The organism is Streptomyces sp. NPDC051020 (genome assembly GCF_040683105.1).
Classification (GTDB): domain Bacteria; phylum Actinomycetota; class Actinomycetes; order Streptomycetales; family Streptomycetaceae; genus Streptomyces.
Genome location: NZ_JBFBCG010000071.1, coordinates 16,961 through 36,411, shown reverse-complemented (window position 1 = coordinate 36,411; position 19,451 = coordinate 16,961). Strand labels below are relative to the sequence as shown.

Sequence of the window (19,451 nt, the reverse complement as noted above, 5' to 3'; positions counted from 1 at the left end):
AGACGCTCGGCCTGACCCGACCCCGCTTGCGCACCCCCGAACAGGCCGACCGGTGGGTGTGGCTGATCCTCGCCGCCTACACGCAACTCCGTCTCATCCGGCCCCTGGCCGAGGACCTCCGGCGGCCCTGGGAGAAGCCACTGACGCCGGATCAGCTCACCCCGGGCCGGGTCCGGCGGGGCTATCCCCGCATCCGACGGACCGTGGGCACTCCAGCCCGCGCGCCAAAAGCCTCCCACCCCGGTCCAGGCCGCCCCAAGGGCCGCACCTCCACACCCGCACCCCGCTACCCAGTCGGCAAGAAACAGCGCAAAACGGATATGCCTAGACGCGGCGGGGCCGAGCAGCAGCCTTAAAGATCAAGTTAAATGGCACCGGGATAAGCCTGGCGGGGTCCCGTCTATTGGCCAGGCGGTGTCCGGCATTGAGGCGGCGCGAACGCCTGGTACGGCACCTCGCCGCGTTGTCTTCAGTCGCCCACGTACGTCCCGTACGAGGACGATCCCCCGCCTTGCGATGCACCGCACCAGACGCCCCGGGCTGATCCACGAAGATCGACAGGACAGGACCTGAGCGCGCCGCAGCTCAGTGGTGGGCGCTCAGGGGATCGCCGTTCCGCGGTGGCCCCGTCGAGGCGGGAGACCGGGCAGCACCGTGGACGGGGCCTGCGGCCGCGTGTCGGCGGGCTCCTTCTGCACCGGACGACCGGCGAGGGCCGCGACGATATCGGCTGCGGTCAGCACCCCGGCGAGACGCCCGTCTTCCTCCAGCACCGGCAGAGCGTCGACTTCGGCATAGCTCATGAGGTCGGCTGCGTGGCGTACGGTCTGCTCGACATGTACGAGCGCCGACCTGCGGGCGGGCAGGATGTCCCCCACGCGCAGGCCGGACAGCGAGGCGGCCGGTGCCGCACTGACGACCGCCACGTCGGCCCTGTCCAGCAGGCCGGCACAGCGACCGTCCGGATGCACGACCGGAAGATGGCGGGAGCCGGAACGCTCCAGCAATTCCCAGGCCACGAGCACTGTTTCGTCGACATCGATCGTGACCACAGCGGTGCGCATCACGGCAGCGACCGTCCGCGCCAAGACCTCCTGCTCACCGTGGACCGCCCCCGGCTGCTGCTCCTCCATGGTCGCCTCCTTCTTCCTTGCGAGCGTCGCCGCGGCGTCGCGGGGAGGGTGTCGGCTTCTCCTTCGCCGCGGTGTGGTGGCCGTCCGACCGCTGTTGCTGTTGGAGTACGTCGAGGACCACGGATCCGTCGACGGTCTCGCGGGTGGTGAGCAGTCCGGCAAGGGTGTCCAGCGCCTCCCGGTGGTCGCGCAGCAGAACCACTGCGCGTTCCTCGGCCTCCCGCAGCAGGCGGGCGGTCTCCTCGTCGACGATGCGTTGAGTCTGCTCGGAATAGGGCCGGTGCAATGTCTCTTCGGTGCTCTCGCCGCCAAGGTAGCGGGAGGCTCCGGAGCCGTATCCGATGGGGCCGAGGGCCGGGGACAGGCCGAACTCGCGGACCATGCGGGCGGCGAGCTGGGTGGCGCCGGCCAGGTCGTCGGCGGCACCGGTCGAGCCCTCGCCGAAGACGACCAGTTCGGCCGCGCGGCCGCCGAGCCGGACGGTCAGCAGGTCGGTCAGATAGCCCTCGCTGTACAAGTGCCGTTCGGCCTCCGGGAGCTGCTCAGTGGCACCCAGCGAAGGCCCGGAGGGCAGGATGGTGACCTTGGCGACCGGGTCGGCGTGCTCGCACAGGGCCGCTATGAGCGCGTGTCCGGATTCGTGGACGGCCACGGAGTGCCTTTCCTCGGGCAGCAGGGCGTTTGTGGACTCCCGCCGCCCCAGCAGCAGCCGGTCGCGGGCGTCGCCGAGGCCCTGGGCATCGATGACGACGCCCCCGGCCCGGACGGCATTGATGGCGGCCTCGTTGACCAGATTGGCGAGGTCAGCGCCGGAGAAGCCGGGCGTGGCCCGGGCAACGGTGTCCCAGTCGACGTCCGGTGCCAGGGTCTTGCCGCGGGCGTGGACGGACAGGATGGCCGCCCGTTCGGCCTGGTTGGGCAGCGGCACGGTCACGTGCCGGTCGAAGCGGCCGGGGCGCAGCAGCGCCGGGTCGAGGGCCTCGGGCCGGTTGGTCGCGGCCAGGACGACGATGCCGCTGCCCTGGTCGAAGCCGTCCATCTCGGCAAGGAGCTGGTTGAGGGTCTGCTCGCGTTCGTCGTTGCCGCCCAGCCGGGCAGCCCCGCCGCGACGGCTGCCGACGGCGTCGATCTCGTCGATGAAGATGATCGAGGGGGCCCGTTTGCGCGCCTCGGCGAACAGGTCGCGCACCCGGGAGGCCCCGACACCGACGAACATCTCGACGAACGCCGAGCCGGTCACCGACAGGAACGGGACCTCCGCCTCACCGGCCACCGCGCGGGCGATGAGGGTCTTGCCCGTGCCCGGCGGGCCCACCATGATCACACCGCGTGGTCCCTTGGCTCCCGCGACCGCGTAGCGCTCGGGGCTGCGCAGGAAGTCGACGATCTCGCTGATCTCCTGTTTGACGCCCCCGTAGCCCGCGACGTCCTCGAAGCGGGTGGTCGGCCGCTCGGCCTCGATGATCTTGGCGCGGGCCCGCCCGATGGCACTGAGCCCCCCGCCCAGTGTCCTTGTCGCCTGGCGGCCGGTCCACATGAACAGAGCGACGATGAACAGAAGCGGCAGGAACAGCACCAGCAGTGTCCCGAGGGGGCTGCCGTTGCTGCTCCGGGACGCGGTGATCTCCACGTTCTCGGACTGCAACTCCTGCTCCAGGCGGCTGTTGTCCAAAGCGGTGGGTATCCGCGTGGTGAATTGCTTGCCGTCCTTGAGGGTTCCCTTGATGGCGCCCTTGTCGTCGATATCGACCGTCTTGACCTGGCCGACGCTCACCTTGCCGACGAACTCGCTGTACGACAGCGACGCGCCCCCCTGGGGGGAGGGAGTTCGCAGCAGCACCACGAGCAGCAGGACCAACGCGGCGACGGGCAGCAGCCAACGAGACCAGGAAGGCCCCGGGGAAGGCGTTGGCGGCTTGGGCGCCTCGCGCGGGGGCCCCGGTTTGGCCGAGCGTGACAGATGCCGGCCTGGCAGACGAGCTGATGTGATCACCGGACGGCTCCCTTGGCGGAAGGACGAACCTCGGGCGAGACCGTTCCTGCAATTCGAAGAGACATCGCAGGTGGGCGTCCCACTTCCAGGATCAACGACCTCTCCGCCATCGGCAGGACCGAACGCACCGAGTCGGGGCCTGGTCACGCACGGTCCTCGACCGGAGAAATCGGCCACTCAGGACCGAGGGTCCTCGGCCCTCCACACACAGACCGTGGGTGATAAGTCTAGAAAGTGCCACTTTCGGGAGGTTGCCATGAAACGATCCGCACCGCAGCAGGCCCTCGAGGTTCAGGTGGAGACCCGCGGGCAGCTGCCACCGGACGCGGCCGGGTACGCGCGGGACAAGATCCAGGCCGTCCTCGGCCAGACGAGGGAGCCGGTTCTGTTCGCCCGGGTGAGACTGACCCGCATGGCAAACCCGGCGGTGGAGCAGCCGGTGATCGCCCAGGCCAACGTGGACGTCAACGGCCGACCTGCCCGCGCGCACGTTGCGGGGCAGACCGTCACCCAGGCTGTCGACCTGCTCCAGGACCGGCTGGCAGAAAGGCTGGCCCGGCTGGCCGAGCGCTGGTAGGCCCGCCGCGGCCGGACGCCCGTCCCCGGCGGGCACGAGTGGCGGCACGGCAGTGAACCCACCCACCGCCCCGACTACTGTCCGCGACCGGTGGAGGAGCGGCAGGTCGTCCGCCACAAGTCCTTCTCCCTCGCCCGGGAGGCACCGGACGAAGCGGCCTTCGAGCTGGAGTGGATGGACTACGGCTTCCATCTGTTCACCGACGCCGACTCCGGTGAGGACAGCGTGCTCTACCGCTCTGGGCCGACCGGCTACCGGCTCGCCCAGGTGCACCCCCGCCCGCAGTTGGTCGGCAGCGTTGCCGTACCGCTGACCGTCAGCGAGCTGCCGGCGCCCCGGATGACCGTGGCCGAGGCGAAACAGCGGCTGGAGGTCGCCGGGTTTTCGTTCGTGTTCTTCGCCGACGACAGCACCGGCCGCGGCAACGTGCTGTACCACCGCTACGACGGCCACTACGGCCTGATCGTCCCCGCCGAGTAGCAGCCCTCGGCCACACGCTGGTGGTGGCCACCGGACGAGCACGCGTTCGCCGGAGCGGGGGTGGTGATACGCCGCCGTGAACTGCCCGACACGGCCACCGCGCGTGCCACCGTCACCGAGCGGGTGGTGGCCGACGAGATGAAGCTGCTGCCCCGGACCGGCAAGGCATAGAGGGAGGCGTGCGGCGGGGCAGGTGAAGGGGGAGCGTGGGGCGGGGCGGTGTCTTGACGGGGGATGGGGGCAGGCATAGCGTCGCGGAGTCCTGAGCAGGCGCTTGGAAAGGTCGTTCGTGCCGCACCCCGATCCGACCCCCGCCGCCGCGTCCACAGCTTCCCCGCCCTCCGCCGAATCGCCCGCCGCTGCCGCAGCGTCCGCCGCCCGAATCGACGCCGCGCTCACCGGGCCCGGGGCGCCGTTCGCTGTCGTGCGGGCACAGGACGGCGTGCAGGCGGGTTCGTTCATCTATGCGAGCGGGCCCAGGACGCTCCGTGAGTTCGTCGAGACCACCTGGGCCTTCGGGGACCAGCCGTTCCTGATCGGCGCCGAGCGCAGCTATTCGTACGGGGAGTTCTTCGCCGCCGCATCCGCACTGGCGTGCCGGATGGCCGAGGAGTACGGGCTCCGCCCCGGCGACCGGGCCGTTGTCGCGATGCGCAATCACCCCGAGTGGCAGATCGCCTTCTGGGCCGCGCAACTGGCCGGTCTGGTCGCCGTACCGCTCAACGCCTGGTGGACGGAGGGCGAGTTCGCCTACGCGCTCGACGACTGCGAGCCGCGGGTGCTGCTGGTGGACGGTGAGCGGCTGTCGCGGGTTGCCGCCTGGGCGGAGAAGGCCGGGGCGCGCGTCGTCGTCTTCCACCACCGGGACGGCACGGTGCCGGAGGGGGGCGAGCGGTACGAGGACCTGCCCGCGCCCGACCCGTTCGCCGCACCACCCGAGGTCGAGATCCGGCCCGAGGACGACGCGACGATCATGTACACCTCGGGCACCACGGGGCGGCCCAAGGGTGTTGTCGCCACCCAGCTCGCCCAGGCGGGGGCCGCACTCAACCCGCGGTTCCATGCGGCCGCTTCCGCGCTGGGCCGCGGGGTCATCCCGGGACAGGGGCCCGCTCCTGTCACGCTGATGACCTTCCCGTTCTTTCATGTCGCCGCGTTCACCGGTTTCTACGCGGCGATGGCGGCAGGCGGCTCGCTCGTGGTCGTGCGGAAGTGGGACGCCGAGGAGGCGCTCCGGCTGATCCGGGAGCACGGCGTCACGCACTTCGCCGGAGTCCCGGCCACCGCCCTTCAGCTGCTCGCCGCCGCCGAGCGTGCGGACGACCGGCTGGAGAGCCTCCAGATGCTGAGCACCGGTGGCGCCGCCGCCCCGCCCGACCTGGTCGCACGGCTCACCGCCCGCTACGGCGAGCGGATCGAGCCGCGCAACGGCTACGGCCTGACCGAGACCAGTGGCGGCGTCCTGGCCAACTTCGGCGCCGACTACCGGCTCCACCCGGGCAGTGTCGGCCGGCCGACACCCGCCACCGAGGTGCGGATCACCGGTCCGGCGGGCGAGGCGCTGCCCGAGGGGGAGATCGGCGAGCTGTGGCTGCGCGGCCAGTCGCTGGTCCGTGGCTACTGGCGCGATGAGGCGGCGACGGCCGAGGCGTTCACGGACGGCTGGTTCCGGACCGGCGATCTCGCGCTGGTGCGCGACGGGCGGGTCACCATCGTCGACCGGATCAAGGACATGGTGATCCGTGGCGGCGAGAACGTGTACTGCGTGGAGGTCGAGGCCGCGCTCCACGACCACCCGGACGTCGAGGACGCGGCGGTGCTGGGAGTGCCGCATCCGGTCCTGGGCGAGGAGGTCGCGGCGGTTGTCCGGCTGCGGCCCGGTGCCACCGTCACGGCCGACGAGCTGCGGGCGCACGTCGGGCGGAGCCTGGCCGCCTTCAAGGTCCCGGCCCATGTCCTCGTGCGGGACGACCAACTGCCCCGGAACCCGACCGGGAAGATCCTCAAGCGTGAGCTGCGCAGGGTGGTCGACGAGGAGGTCCGCCCCCCTCTTGCCGGTCGGTCTGAGGCGCAGCGAGGAGGGGCGTGATCAGAGGCGGGTGACGCGGACCCGGTAGTTCCCCCTGGAGTCCTTGTCGACGACGGATATGTGTATGCCGTTGGTCCGGTCGGTGAAGCTCTGGCCGGGCTGGAACGGGGCGTCGGAGAGCTCGGCATGCACATTGGGCAGCCGTGTGCAGCCGCCGCTGTCCTTGGTGCTGTCCACGATGGAGATCGGACCCTGCCCTGTGTCGACGTCGGACCTGACCTTGTAGATCAGCACGCCGGGTCGGCAGACCGCCTGGTCGTTGCCCGCCTGGGTCCGTACTTCCACCGCGTAGCCGGACTCCGCGGTCAGCGGCACGAAGGCCAGCTTCCGGCCGCCCCGGGTGGCAAGGGGTGTGAGGACGTGATCGGTGGTGCCTGGCTTGGACGCGCAGCTGACCTGGTTCTTGTCGAGCCAGCCGAGTTTCCACTTGTGCCAGCCGAGGAAGTCGTTGTTGGCCCCCCAGTCCTCGGACATGATGTCCCAGTGCCCGACCGAACCGCCGCCCTCCACGGTGTAGAGGTCGGGCAGGCCGAAGATATGGCCGTTCTCGTGCGGCAGGACGCGGTAGCCGGTCTGTGCGTACGAGCCCGAGCCGTCGTCCTGGCGGCTGTAGATGAAGGACGTGTTGGAGAGCGGGGCACCGTCTGCGAGCGGTGCGTCGTCGTTGCCGGAGAAGGTCACGGACAGGACGGTGTCCAGGGCGGGGGGCCCGGCGTTCGGTGTGACCAGGATGTTGATCAGGTCGTACGCGCCGAAGTGCACCTTCGGGCCGGCGAGGGCCACGATGTCCTGGACCAGGTGCCGGTAGCCCGGCTCGTACGGTGAGCCGCGCCCTATCCCGTACGCCGAGAACGGCAGAGGCATCCGGAGCCAGCTCTTCACGGGGGCGTCGGGCCGGTAGATGAGCCGGCCGTACGAACTGGTGCGGAACCAGCTGGCGGTCTGCGGGAAGAATTCGGCGAACCGTTTCATCGCCGACTCCGTTCCCGGCGCGTCCGGGAAGTCGATCATCAGGTTCAGTGCGTGGACCTGGCCCGTGGAATGGGCGTACCCCGTCGGTGTCGGCATACCCTCCGACATCTGCACGCCCATCGTCGCGGCTATCCGACACGGGCCGACCCCTGCCGCCTCGGTGCTGGCCACCGGCCCCTCGCCGGCGTTGCCGGGCGGCAAGAGCGTGCCGCTGGCGGAGGCCAGTGCCCCTATGACCAGGGCGCTTGCCCCCGCCAGTGCGACCGGGTGGCGCTGGTTGCGTATCCGGCGGCGGGGCTGCTGCATAGAGGCGCCTTCGGGGTCCGCGGCAGTCGGCCGACCCTGACTGCGCTCTCTGATCACCCTCGGGCGGGCGGAACGGCGCCGCGCGCTGGGTGCGCCGATCGGTGTAATTTCCCGCCAGTGTGATGTGACCCAGGTCACAGCGGGGCGGGGAAATAACCGGGGATGGATTCCCCGTTTGAACCTGGTGTCCCCGCTGAACGGGGAGGCGGTCCCCGTTTGCCCGACGTTGTGCGCGCGGGGGCCATCGCAGGAGCTGCACGACCAGGAAGACCCGGAAGAGAAGGACCGTCTCGTGAAAACCGCTGCCCGCCCCGCCGCCGGAACCGTGCCGCGCCGTACGACCCGCCCGCGGGCCGACGCGCTGCGCAACCGGGAGCGGATCGTCACGGCCGCGCGCGATATGTTCGTCGAGTTCGGGCCGGATGTGCCGCTCGACGAGGTGGCCCGCCGTGCAGGCGTCGGCAACGCCACGCTCTACCGGAACTTCCCCGACCGCGCAGCACTCATCCATGAGGTCGTCCTCTCGGTCACCTCCCGCACCACCGAACGCGCCGAAGAGGCGATGGCCGAGGAAGCCGACCCCTTCGCCGCGCTCTGCCGCTTCGTGCACGCGGCGGCCGACGAACGCATCGGCGCGCTCTGCCCGATGCTGTCCGGCAACTTCGACAGGGACCATCCCGAACTGCTCGCCGAGCGTCGCCGCTTCGAAGAGGCCGTCGAAGGGCTCGTGGCGCGCGCCATGTCCGCGGGGCGCCTGCGCACCGACATCGCCGTCGGTGACGTACTGGTCGGCCTCTCCCAGCTCATCCGGCCGCTGCCCGGCATCGCCTGCCAGGGCATCGATCGCTTCGCCCACCGTCATCTTCAGCTGTTCCTGGACGGCCTGGAGGCTCCGGCCCGGTCCGTACTGCCCGGGACGGCAGCGACCTTGGAGGTTCTGCGGCGTCGCTCATGACGCCCGTGCCCGGTTCCTGAGACGGGCTCCGGGCCGCGTGTCCGCCATGCCCTCACCACCCGACTTACCTCACGTCCACGTCCACCACCCTCACCTCTCCCACCCTCACCGCTGACCGGGTGCACGTCTTCACGGTCACGGATCACAGTTCACGACTCCTTGCGTCCACGCGCGTCCTTAGGTGGCTACTCCCATGTCAAAAACAGCTGATATCCCACTTCCCGACCCCAACCGCTGGAAAGCACTGGCCTTCATCGCGCTCGCGCAGCTGATGGTCGTGCTCGATGCCACGATCGTGAACATCGCGCTGCCGCACGCGCAGACGGCCCTCGGCATCACCGATGCCAACAAGCAGTGGGTCATCACGGCCTACGCCCTCGCCTTCGGCGGACTGCTGCTCTTCGGCGGCCGGATCGCCGACCTCTGGGGCCGTAAGCGCACCTTTGTCGTCGGTCTGATCGGCTTCGCGCTGGCCTCCGCGCTCGGTGGCGCGGCGCAGAACCAGGGCATGCTGTTCGGCTCGCGTGCGCTCCAGGGCGCCTTCGGCGCCCTGCTCGCCCCGGCCGCACTCTCGCTGCTCGCTGTGACGTTCACCGAAGCCAAGGAGCGCGCCAAGGCGTTCGGCATCTACGGGGCGATCGCCGGTGGCGGTGGCGCCGTAGGCCTGATCCTCGGCGGCTTCCTCACCCAGACGCTGAACTGGCGCTGGACGTTCTTCGTCAACATCCCGTTCGCCGTCATCGCCGCCGCGGGCGCGTACTTCGTGATCCGTGAGCCGGCCGGCAGCCGTAACCGCTCCTCGCTCGACATCCCGGGTGTGGTCCTCTCCGCACTGGGTCTGGTCTCGCTGGTGTACGGATTCACCCGTGCCGAGTCCTCCGGCTGGTCGGACCCGCTGACCATCGGCATGTTCGTCGCCTCCGGTGTGCTGCTCCTGTCGTTCGTCCTGACCGAGGCCAAGGTCGCGTCGCCGCTGCTGCCGCTCCGCGTGCTGATGGACCGTAACCGCGCCGGCGTCTACCTCTCGCTGGGTCTGGCCGTCATCGGGATGTTCGGGCTGTTCCTCTTCCTGACGTACTACCTGCAGGTCGTGAGGGGCTACTCGCCGATCAGGACGGGCTTCGCCTTCCTCCCGATGATCGCGGGCATGATCACCGGTTCGACGCAGATCGGCGCACGGCTGATGACGCGGGTCCCGGCCCGCAAGCTGATGGGCCCGGGCTTTCTGACCGCCGCCGTGGGCATGCTGCTGCTGACGCAGCTGGAGGTCGACTCCTCGTACGCGGCGCTCATCCTCCCGGGGCAGCTCCTGCTGGGTCTGGGCATGGGTACGGCGTTCATGCCGGCCATGTCGCTGGCCACGCACGGGGTCGAGCCGCGGGACTCGGGTGTCGCGTCCGCGATGGTCAACACCTCGCAGCAGGTCGGCGGCGCGATCGGTACCGCGCTGCTGAACACCGTCGCCGCCTCGGCCACGACGGCGTACGCCACCTCGCACGCCGCGCTCGGCGCAACCGACCCGCAGCTGCTGAAGCTGCAGTCGATGGTGCACGGCTTCACCGGTGCCATCTGGTGGGCGGTCGGCATCCTGGTGGCGGCTTCCGTGATCGCGGTGACGTTCATCAACGCCGGGCGTCCGTCGGCCGCCCCGGTCGGCTCGGGCTCCGGTGACGCCGATGGCGTCGAGGACGAGTTCAAGGTGCCGGTCGTCGCGCACTGACGCGGGACGCGCGAGGCGAAGTGATGTGAACACGGGTCTGCCCCGGTTCCGCTCGGCGGAACCGGGGCAGACCCGTATCGGTGCGCGAGGGCGGCTCAGCGGAGCCAGGGCAGGTCGGCGTCCGTACCCTCCGGCTCCAGGCCGGTGGCGATGACCTGCATGATCTCGCCGAACGTGCGCACCTGCTCCGGTGTGAGCCGGTCGAACATCGCCTGGCGTACGGCGCGGACATGGCCCGGCGCGGATCGGCGGAGCATCTCGTACCCCTCGTCGGTGAGGACCGCGTTCTGCCCGCGCTTGTCGGACGGGCAGTCCTCGCGGCGCACCCAGCCGTTCCGCTCCAGCCGGGCGACGGCGTGCGAGAGCCGGGAGCGGGTGATCTTGACGTCCTTGGCCAGCTCGGTCATCCGCATCCGGCGGCCGGGCGCCTGGGAGAGCTGGACGAGCAGCCCGTAATAGATGTGCGGCATACCGGCATCGCGTTGGAGCTGGCGATCGAGGTGGTCCTCCAGGAGCGTGGTTGCGTGGAGGTAGGCGCGCCAAACGCTCTGTTCTTCGTCGGAGAGCCAGCGGGTCGCGCCGGTGGATGCCGTGGTCATGACTCCACTGTACGACCTTTTCTTGAAAGTTGAACTAGATGCGGCTATGGTTTCCTGGAGTGGGAACTTGAAGCTTCAATAAGCCGATCCCGCCGCCGCAGAAGACGTGCTTCGAGCAGTAGTGGATGGGGAGTGTCATGACTGTCACCGCGGAGCGCATGCCCGCCCTCTATCTCTCCCACGGTGCGCCGCCGCTGGCCGACGACCCGGTCTGGCCCGGCCAGCTGGCCGCCTGGTCCGCCGAGCTGCCGCGCCCCACCGCGATCCTCATGGTCTCCGCCCACTGGGAGGAGGCTCCGCTTGCCCTCGGCGCCACCGAGCCCGTCCCGCTCGTCTACGACTTCTGGGGCTTCCCGGAGCACTACTATCGCGTGCAGTACGCAGCCCCGGGAGCCCCGCAGCTGGCGGAGAGCGTGCGCAAGCTGCTGCGCGGCGCCGGTATGCCGGTCCAGGACATCCCGGACCGCGGGCTCGACCACGGGGCGTACGTCCCGCTGGTGGAGATGTTCCCGGGCGCCGACATCCCCGTACTCCAGATCTCCATGCCGACGCTGGACCCGCAGAAGCTGATGGACATCGGCCGCAAGCTCGCGCCCCTGCGCGACGAGGGCGTCCTGATCGTCGGCAGCGGCTTCTTCACCCACAACCTGGCAGCCCTGCGGCACGCGGGCGGCGGCAACCCCGGCTGGTCGGTGGAGTTCGACGACTGGGGGCACCGGGCGCTGCAGGCGCAGGACATCGACGCGCTGCTGGACTTCGAGCGCAAGTCCCCGGCCGGGCGGCTGGCCCACCCCCGCACCGAGCACTTCGCGCCGCTCTTCGTCACCCTGGGCGCCTCGGAGGGCGAGCTGGATCAAGGGCGCAGCATCATCGACGGGTTCTGGATGGGGCTCGCGAAGCGGTCGGTGCAGTTCGGCTGAGTGGTCAGAGGGCCGGAGGGTTCAGTTCGATCGAGCAGAGCGCGGCGGCCAGGGCCGTCGTGTCACCGACGTCCAGTGCGGTGTCGGTGAACTTGATGGTGTGGTCGTTGCCGTGTGCCGCCGCCCGCGCGAAGATCTCGTCCGCGGAGGCTGCCGACGGCGCCGCGGTGCACGGGACGGGGTCGGCCGGGCTGTACGCGGCGGTGACCGCGGCGCTCGCGGCCCAGGCGGCGGCCAGGCTCTGCGGCCACAGTTCACGGGGGAGGGCGGGCAGCGTACGCAGCACGGCGTTGGGTGCCGTCGCGGCGTGCACCAGCATGATCGGTTCGCCATGGCCGTGGGTGGCGTAGCGGTGGGTCGCAGCCCTGACCAGTTCCGCCAGCCTGGCACGTGCCACGTCCGGGTCGTCCGCGTACTGCTCCGGCCACAGCGGGAACGTGGTGAGCCGCGCCAGCCGGTCGCGGATGCCGCCGCTCTGGTCGGCCACCGGCGGTACGGCGTTCAGTGCGGCCGCGGCACTCGGCGCGGGCACGAGCGAGGCCGGTGGGTTCAGCGCGGGCAGCGGCTGGTGGCGGGCGGCCCAGTAGCCCAGGCCGTGTGCGAGCTCGGTGACCCGGGGTGCGTTCGTTTCGCCGCCGAGCAGGGTGCGTACGGCGTGGCCGACCCGGATCACGGGGTGGGTGGCGCCCGCGGCGATGCCCGGCAGCAGCCGCGGCCACCATTCGGTGAGGACGTCCTGCCAGGGGCGCCCGGCCGTCTCCTGCGCGAAGAACATCGTCCAGTCGGCGATCCTCCGCGGGTCGCCCAGAGCGTCGTGCCAGTTCTCCGCGGTGATCCGGGTCGCGGGGGCCGGCATGTCCTCCAGCTTGTGGCTGTAGTAGTCGAGCCAGCGGTGGACGGCCGGTGCCTGGCCGTGCCGTACGAGCGCCTCGACGGCCATCGGGCCGTGGTTGCTCAGCCAGCCGTCGCGCTCGGGACCCGCGGCGTGGAGCCGGTCCAGCGCCTCGTCGAGTGTGCCGGTGGGGTCGACCGGTGCCGGGCCCGGTGCGCTTACCGAGTCTGTCCTGCCTGTCGTGTCGGTCATGCCGGAACACGCTAGGAGCGGGGCCCGCCGCCGGTAACGGGCTGCGGACCTACTTCGCGACCCCGTCGGGTCCTAGGTCTCCGGCCCCAGCCGCTTCTCGTACCAGGCCACGTCCCAGTACGTGTCGAACTTCCGGCCCACCTCGGCGTACGTACCGACATGGTGGAAGCCGAAGCGTTTGTGCAGTGCGACCGAGCCGTCGTTGGGCTGGGTGATGCCTGCGTACGCGCGGTTCAGGTCTTCGTCGGCGAGTGCCTCGAAGAGTGACGTGTAGAGGAGGGTGCCGATCCCGCGTGTGGTGGCCCACGGCGCGCAGTACACGCTCACCTCGACCGACGTGGCGTATGCCGCCTTGGGGCGGAAGGCACTGCTGGTGGCGTATCCCAGGATTGATGCGGGGCCGACAATGCGGACATCCTGAGCAACCAGAAGGCGGTGCGGGCCGTCTTCAGGGTGGGAGCGCAGCCACGGCAGCCGCTGTTCGGGTGTGAACGGGACGGTATCGAATGTGAGGGCGTCTCACGTACGTCATGGTTGTAGATGTCCGTGAGAGCCACCAGATCGCCCTCGATGCCGGGCCTGACCTGCACCTCTGTGCCGAACTCCGACACGTGCACTCCCCTCGCAGCCGGACAGGGTACTGCATGATCGCGAAAATGAATGCAAGCCATGGGAATTCTGTCCGGATTCCAGTCGTTGTTTCCATCGGATGCAGGGCACCCGAGAGGGTGTCGCGACCTACTCAGCAAGGGAGCACGCATGGCAACCCGTGCCGTCGCCCGTCGTTCGTCCGCCAGTGGCGGGACCAACCGGGCAAGCAGTGTTCGCGCCGCGGGCGGAGAGATCGCCGATCGCGACCTGGTCGGCATGTACCTGGACGAAATCGCGCGCACGCCGCTGCTCGATGCCGCCAAGGAAGTCGAACTGTCGCAGACCGTCGAGGCGGGCGTGTATGCGCGGCAGATCCTCGACGGTGTGGTGGAGAGCGAAGCCGGTGGAGCGACGCGTGAGGAGCTGCAGGCGCTGGTCGCCGAGGGCGAGCGCGCCAAGGACATCTTCATCCGTTCCAACCTCCGACTGGTGGTTGCTGTAGCCCGCCGTTACCCGCGGGCAGGTCTTCCGCTGCTGGACCTGATTCAGGAAGGAAACGCAGGCCTGGTGCGTGCGGTCGAGAAGTTCGACTACGCCAAGGGCTTCAAGTTCTCCACGTATGCGACGTGGTGGATCCGCCAGGCCATCACCCGATCCATAGCCGACCAGTCCCGTACGATCCGACTCCCCGTCCACCTGGTGGAGGAGCTCGGCCGGATCCGCCGTGTGCAGCGCGAGTTCAACCGTGAGCACGGGCGTGACCCGGAGCACGAGGAGATAGCCGCAGAGCTGGACTCCACGCCCACGCGCGTCGGTGACGTCCTCGACTGGGCCCGCGACCCGGTCAGTCTCAACATGTCCGTGGACGACGAGGGTGAGACCCAGTTCGGCGATCTGCTGGAGGACACTTCCGCGGTGTCGCCCGAGCAGTCCGTCATGACGCTGCTGCGCAGCGAGGAGCTGGAGGACCTGATCGGCAAGCTCGACCACCGCACCGCGTCGATCATCCGAATGCGGTACGGCATCGAGGACGGCCGTGAGCGGACCCTCACCGAGGTGGGCAAGCAGCATGGGCTGACCCGGGAGCGGATCCGTCAGATCGAGAAGCACGCGCTGCTCGAACTGAAGCGAATGGCCCACGACACGGGTTTTGACGCTGCGGCGTGACCCCGCGTCCAGTAGCCTCCGATATGGGTCGCTTCGTACGGACCCCCTGAGCTGAGTCCCGGCGCCCACCCCCCCTGGCGCCGGGGCTCATTCTTTTGCGCCGGGCTGTGCGCGCCGCTCCGCCGGTGGTGACTCGGACGGAGCGGTCGCGCGGGTCAGGCGGGCACCCAGCTCACTCAGGTGTGCCACCAGTTCCGGCGGCTCGTGAGCGGTGAACTCGCAGTCGACCAGCGCCAGTCGGAGCGCCACCCACTCCAGCGAGTCCGCCATGACCGCACGCAGCCGGCAGCTGTGCTCGCCGGTCGGCTCCAGTGGGCCGAACACCGAGGGCAGCCGGGCGGTGACGAACTCCGCCGGGGCCGCGAAGCTCACCTCGACCGCCAGCTCCGGCTGCCGGCGCTGGATGGAGCCGGCGAGGAACTCCGCGGCGTCGCCCGTGGGCAGCTCGCGCGGGGTGAAGCGGGCCCCTGTGGCGAACGGCTCGCTCACCCGGTCGACGCGGAACGTACGCCACGCCTCGCGCCCCAGGTCGTACGCCACGAGGTACCACCGTCGCCCCGTGCTCACCAGCCGGTACGGCTCTACCAGCCGCTTCGTCTCGGCGCCGTCCCCCGCCCGGTAGGTGAACCGCAGTCGCTCCTGTCCGGTGACCGCCGCCGCCATCACCGTCAGTGTCTGCGGGTCGATGGTCGCACCGTCGCCGCGGGCCAGCGGCACCGTCGCGTTCTGCAGGACCGAGACCCGGTGCCGTAGCCGTGACGGCAGCACCTGTTCCAGCTTGGCCAGCGCCCGCACGGACGCCTCGTCGACCCCCTCGATGGCATGCCCGGCGCCCGCTCGCAGCCCCACCGCGATGGCCACCGCCTCCTCGTCGTCGAGGAGCAGCGGCGGCATGGCGGCGCCCGCGACCAGGCGATAGCCGCCGACCGAGCCACGCGAGGCCTCGACGGGATAGCCGAGATCGCGGAGCCGGTCGATGTCGCGCCGGATGGTGCGCGGGCTGACCCGGAGCCGCTCGGCGAGCTCGCTGCCCGGCCACTCACGCGGTGTCTGGAGCAGCGACAGCAGATTCAGCAGTCGTGCCGGCGTATCGGTCATGGATCCAGGATGCCCGTCCATTGGGTCATGATCTGACCTAATGGACCTCTACCGTCCACGTATGAATTCTTCCGAATCCCCTCTGCCGTCCACGGCGGCCGCTCCCGCCGTGTCCTCGGACCCGTCGGACCGGCGCCGGTGGTTCGCGCTCGCCATCGTGATGACCGCGGCCTTCATGGACCTGGTCGACGTCACGATCGTCAACATCGCCATCCCGAGCATCCAGCGGGACACCGGTGCCTCGTTCAGCTCGATCCAGTGGATCACCGCCGGATACGCCCTGGCGTTCGCGGCCGGTCTGATCACCGGCGGCAGGCTCGGCGACATCCACGGCCGCAAGCGGATCTTCCTCATCGGCATCGGCGGCTTCACGCTGGCCTCGGCGCTCTGTGGCTTCGCCGCGAACCCGGAGATGCTGGTCGCCTCCCGCATCCTGCAGGGCGGCACGGCGGCGCTGATGGTCCCGCAGGTGCTGTCGATCGTGCACGCCACGTTCCCGGCGCACGAGCGCGGCAAGGTCTTCGGTCTCTTCGGCGCGGTCGTCGGCCTCGGCGCGGTCTTGGGACCGCTGCTGGGCGCGCTGCTCACCGAGTGGAACATCGCCGGTCTGGAATGGCGGCCGATCTTCCTGATCAACCTGCCGGTCGGCATCGCGGGGCTGGTCCTGGGCCGGAAGTTCATCACCGAGTCCAAGGCGCCGAAGGCGCTCCGCCTCGACCTGGTCGGTGTCGCACTGGTGACGCTGGGGCTGCTGATGCTGCTCTACCCGCTGACCCGGGGGCGTGAGCTGGGCTGGCCGCTGTGGGGGTACGCGTCGATGATCGGCAGCGTGGTGGTGTTCCTGATCCTGGTGCTGTTCGAGCGGGGGAAGGCACGCAAGGACGGTTCGCCGCTCGTCGAACTCTCACTGTTCCGGGTCAAGAGCTTCGCGGCGGGCATCGCCGTCCAGCTGACCTTCGGTATCGGCCTCGGCATCTTCTTCCTGGTCTGGACGCTGTACATGCAGATCGGCCTCGGCTGGAGCGAGCTGCGGGCCGGCACGACGGGCATCCCGTTCTCGATCGCCGTCTCGTTCGCCGCCGGGATCTCCGTGCAGAAGCTGGTGCCCCGGTTCGGCCGCAAGGTGCTGCAGGCGGGTGCGCTCCTGATGGTCGCCGGCCTGCTGATCTACATCTGGGAGTCCGACCGGTACGGCATGTCCATCGCGCCCTGGCAGATGGCTCTGCCGCTGGTGGTCATGGGGATCGGGATGGGGCTGATCGTGGCCCCGCTGACGGACGTGGTGCTGTCCGAGGTGCCGAAGGAGCACTCGGGGTCGGCGTCCGGGCTGATCAACACCGTGCAGCAGATGGGCAACGCGCTGGGGCTCGGCCTGGTCTCGGTCGTCTTCTTCGGGTCGATCAGTGACCGGCTGGCGCCGGACGCGGTGGGTCCGGCGTTCGCCGAGGCGTTCCAGCACTCGCTCTGGTGGGTGGCCGGGGTGCTCGTGGTGATCTTCCTGGTGATGTTCGCGCTGCCCGCGCGGCCGCGCCGGCACCTGGAGGGCGGCGAGGATCTCCAGGTCGCCGACGGTGAGCCGGGCGAGGTGGCCAAGGAGCCCGTGCTGACGTCCTGAGGGTGTCTGCCCGCACGCAAAGGTGCCCGCACCCCCTCGGGGGCGCGGGCACCTTTGCGTGCGGCTCGGCGGCAGTCTCCCTCGGCGAACGGGCGGCGGCGGGCAGCGCAGCGGTCAGCAGATGCGCGTGCGGCTCTCCATGGCCTCGCGTGCCGTCTTCTCGTCCCCGTACACCTCGCACATGTGGCGACCGTCCGGCGTCGCCGTGTGCTCGACCTCCCAGAGGCTCGTCTCACTGCCGTCGAGGAGCAGGAACGCGTGCTCGTACAGCGTGAATCCGGCGTCCCGCCCGTCGACCCGGCACTGCCTGCCGAAGATCTGGGTGATGTGGTGGGCGAAGGCGGCCCGCAGGAGGCGCGCGGTCGCCTCGCCCGGAACGTCGCTGTTCTCCGCGCGGCGCAGGACCCGGCGGGCGTGGTCCGCGGAGTTGTCCGGCGCGTACATCCGGGGCAGCGGGGCCGGTGGAGTGGCCATCAGGACCGTCAGTATCTCCAGGTCGGCCTGCGGGCTGTCCTCGCCGAACGCAGGTACGTCGGAGAAGCTGCCGGACAGCCGGGCGGAAGCGAGTTGGACGTCCGCCTCGTCGTCGTACAACTCGTGGCGCTGGAAAACGGGCTGCCTCCGCGACCGAGGGTCCGCCGCATCCCCGGCGGTGCTGTGGACCAGCTCCCACAAGGTGAGCGCGGAGCCGTCGGCCAGCAGGTAGGTGTGCCGGTAGGTTTCGCGATGCAGCACGGAACTGTGGTGCGAGGAGTGCAGGGAACTGCTGTGGGCCAGCGCGGTCCCGAGCCGATCGACCGTGCAGTCGGGCAGGTCGAAAGAGTTGAGTGCCCGTCGTAGGAGTCGGTCGAGATGCTGCTCGGTTGTCTCGTACGGATCGCTCAAGGTGCTGTCTCCAGGCCGTCGCCGCGTGTTACTTGATGCGTGCTTAACGTAGTCCCTGGGTCTGACATCGTGACCGGGGTTCCTGAAAACGTATGACGCGTGCGGAAGGTTCCTGGCGATTCGCCCGAACTTCCTTCTGCGGATGGCGAGTCGGTGGGCACCCGGCTGCGGCGGGCGGGTCAGCGGGGGCCGTAGAGATCGCTGTACGAGGGGTGGACGCCTGCGCCCGGGCGGAGGTCGACGCCCTCCGCCGCCCGTACGGCCTTCACGACGGCGCGGGTCAGGGTGTCCGCGCCCGCTGCCAGGAGCTCGTTCAGAGCGATCGGGTTCTCCTGCGGCAGCGGGCGCTCGCCCGTGGCCAGCGCGAAGACCGTGTCCCCGTCGGTCAGCAGATGTACGGGCCGCACGGCGCGAGCCAGCCCGTCGTGCGCCGTGCCCGCGAGCTTCTGTGCCTGCGCCCGGGTGAGATCCGCGTCGGTGGCGACGACGGCGAGCGTGGTGTTGAGCGTGGGGAGCGCGTTCGCCTCCCGTGCTTCGGCCAGGCGGCGCACGGCGGTTTCGTGGATCTCCGCCGCGGGGTGTACGGGCGGCTCCGCGGCGCCATACTCCCCGTACAGCACCCCGGTCACCGGATCGACCACGGAGCCCGCCGCATTCACCACGACCAGCACGCCGACCGTGATACCGGAGGGCAGCCGCACGCTCGCCGTGCCCACGCCGCCCTTGAGCTGACCGGCGACCGCGCCCGTACCCGCACCGACCCCGCCCTCGGCGACGGGGGCGCCCGGCTCCGTACCGGCTGCGGCCTCCACGGCGGCGCGACCGGTCGAGGCGTCAGGGCGGGCCCGCCAGTCGCCGCCCCGCCCCAGATCGAAGATGCATGCGGCCGGGACCACCGGCACCACCTGCGACGGATCGGGGCCGACCCGCACACCCCGCCCCTGCTCCTCCAGCCAGGCCATCACGCCGGACGCCGAGTCCAGGCCGTAGGCGCTGCCGCCGGTCAGGACGACGGCGTCGATCCGCTGCACCAGATTGCGCGGGTCGAGTGCGTCCGTCTCCCGGGTGCCGGGGCCACCGCCGCGTACGTCGACAGCCGCGACGGCGCCGCCCTCGGGGGCGAGGACGACAGTGGTGCCGCTCAGTGCGCCGTCGCCCGGCACCTGCGCATGACCGACGCGCAGCCCGGCGACATCGGTCAGCGCGTCCACCGCCCCTGTCGCCGGTGGCAGCGGAATCTGTGCATCCTGTCCGGTCATCCCGTGCT

General features: G+C 70.3%; 16 protein-coding genes and 2 pseudogenes. 9 read left to right on the top strand and 9 right to left on the bottom strand.

Going from position 1 to position 19,451, the window contains the following annotated elements:
- A pseudogene (locus AB0N06_RS29690) lies at positions 1–356 on the top strand (transposase); the annotation flags it as partial.
- A gap of 243 nt (positions 357–599) precedes the next feature.
- Here the strand turns inward: AB0N06_RS29690 and AB0N06_RS29685 are convergent.
- Positions 600–1,133: a CBS domain-containing protein gene (locus tag AB0N06_RS29685; protein ID WP_366137773.1), complete on the bottom strand. Its 534-nt coding sequence runs from the start codon at positions 1,131–1,133 to the stop codon at positions 600–602.
- Entirely contained in the window at positions 1,099–3,126 is a 2,028-nt protein-coding gene (gene ftsH / locus AB0N06_RS29680) for an ATP-dependent zinc metalloprotease FtsH (protein ID WP_366137772.1), read from the bottom strand. Before ftsH ends, AB0N06_RS29685 begins: the two co-directional genes overlap by 35 nt.
- 256 nt (positions 3,127–3,382) lie before the next feature.
- Here ftsH and AB0N06_RS29675 point away from each other — a divergent pair, with 256 nt between their 5' ends.
- From AB0N06_RS29675 to AB0N06_RS29665, 3 genes are all read left to right on the top strand, one after another.
- Positions 3,383–3,703 carry a hypothetical protein gene (locus tag AB0N06_RS29675; RefSeq protein ID WP_366137770.1) on the top strand — a complete coding sequence of 107 codons (321 nt, stop codon included), beginning with the start codon at positions 3,383–3,385 and terminating at the stop codon, positions 3,701–3,703.
- Between the two features lie 90 nt (positions 3,704–3,793).
- A complete protein-coding gene (locus AB0N06_RS29670) occupies positions 3,794–4,183 on the top strand; it encodes a sigma 54 modulation/S30EA ribosomal C-terminal domain-containing protein (RefSeq protein WP_366137769.1) in 390 nt (129 codons plus the stop codon).
- 382 nt (positions 4,184–4,565) lie between these two features.
- Entirely contained in the window at positions 4,566–6,272 is a 1,707-nt protein-coding gene (locus tag AB0N06_RS29665) for a class I adenylate-forming enzyme family protein (protein WP_366137774.1), read from the top strand.
- Here the strand turns inward: AB0N06_RS29665 and AB0N06_RS29660 are convergent, their stop codons facing one another.
- Entirely contained in the window at positions 6,273–7,550 is a 1,278-nt protein-coding gene (locus AB0N06_RS29660) for a M6 family metalloprotease domain-containing protein (RefSeq protein WP_366137768.1), read from the bottom strand.
- Between the two features lie 292 nt (positions 7,551–7,842).
- Between AB0N06_RS29660 and AB0N06_RS29655 the strand changes: the two genes are divergently transcribed.
- Both AB0N06_RS29655 and AB0N06_RS29650 read left to right on the top strand, forming a co-directional pair.
- Positions 7,843–8,505, top strand: coding sequence for a TetR/AcrR family transcriptional regulator (locus AB0N06_RS29655; RefSeq protein WP_366137767.1), 663 nt, complete (start codon positions 7,843–7,845; stop codon positions 8,503–8,505).
- A gap of 193 nt (positions 8,506–8,698) precedes the next feature.
- A complete protein-coding gene (locus AB0N06_RS29650; protein WP_366137766.1) occupies positions 8,699–10,225 on the top strand; it encodes an MFS transporter in 1,527 nt (508 codons plus the stop codon).
- Positions 10,226–10,320: 95 nt separating this feature from the next.
- Here the strand turns inward: AB0N06_RS29650 and AB0N06_RS29645 are convergent, their stop codons facing one another.
- Positions 10,321–10,824, bottom strand: a complete 504-nt coding sequence (locus tag AB0N06_RS29645; protein ID WP_366137764.1) for a MarR family transcriptional regulator — start codon at positions 10,822–10,824, stop codon at positions 10,321–10,323.
- 137 nt (positions 10,825–10,961) lie between these two features.
- Here AB0N06_RS29645 and AB0N06_RS29640 point away from each other — a divergent pair, with 137 nt between their 5' ends.
- Complete coding sequence (locus AB0N06_RS29640; protein ID WP_366137762.1) at positions 10,962–11,744, top strand: class III extradiol ring-cleavage dioxygenase; 783 nt, start codon at positions 10,962–10,964, stop codon at positions 11,742–11,744.
- Positions 11,745–11,748: 4 nt separating this feature from the next.
- On the opposite strand, the gene AB0N06_RS29635 is transcribed toward AB0N06_RS29640, so the two are convergent.
- Both AB0N06_RS29635 and AB0N06_RS29630 read right to left on the bottom strand, forming a co-directional pair.
- Positions 11,749–12,828, bottom strand: coding sequence for a questin oxidase family protein (locus AB0N06_RS29635; RefSeq protein ID WP_366137761.1), 1,080 nt, complete (start codon positions 12,826–12,828; stop codon positions 11,749–11,751).
- A 72-nt stretch (positions 12,829–12,900) separates the two neighbouring features.
- Positions 12,901–13,439: pseudogene (locus AB0N06_RS29630) on the bottom strand (N-acetyltransferase family protein).
- A 148-nt stretch (positions 13,440–13,587) separates the two neighbouring features.
- Between AB0N06_RS29630 and AB0N06_RS29625 the strand changes: the two are divergent.
- Complete coding sequence (locus tag AB0N06_RS29625; RefSeq protein ID WP_366137760.1) at positions 13,588–14,586, top strand: sigma-70 family RNA polymerase sigma factor; 999 nt, start codon at positions 13,588–13,590, stop codon at positions 14,584–14,586.
- 87 nt (positions 14,587–14,673) lie between these two features.
- Here the strand turns inward: AB0N06_RS29625 and AB0N06_RS29620 are convergent, their stop codons facing one another.
- Positions 14,674–15,684, bottom strand: a complete 1,011-nt coding sequence (locus tag AB0N06_RS29620) for a YafY family protein (protein ID WP_366137759.1) — start codon at positions 15,682–15,684, stop codon at positions 14,674–14,676.
- A gap of 61 nt (positions 15,685–15,745) precedes the next feature.
- Between AB0N06_RS29620 and AB0N06_RS29615 the strand changes: the two genes are divergently transcribed.
- Positions 15,746–17,299, top strand: coding sequence for an MFS transporter (locus AB0N06_RS29615; protein ID WP_366137758.1), 1,554 nt, complete (start codon positions 15,746–15,748; stop codon positions 17,297–17,299).
- A 114-nt stretch (positions 17,300–17,413) separates the two neighbouring features.
- Here the strand turns inward: AB0N06_RS29615 and AB0N06_RS29610 are convergent, their stop codons facing one another.
- Complete coding sequence (locus tag AB0N06_RS29610) at positions 17,414–18,184, bottom strand: DUF6227 family protein (protein WP_366137757.1); 771 nt, start codon at positions 18,182–18,184, stop codon at positions 17,414–17,416.
- 179 nt (positions 18,185–18,363) lie between these two features.
- A complete protein-coding gene (locus tag AB0N06_RS29605; RefSeq protein WP_366137756.1) occupies positions 18,364–19,443 on the bottom strand; it encodes a P1 family peptidase in 1,080 nt (359 codons plus the stop codon).
- Positions 19,444–19,451 lie beyond the last annotated feature (8 nt).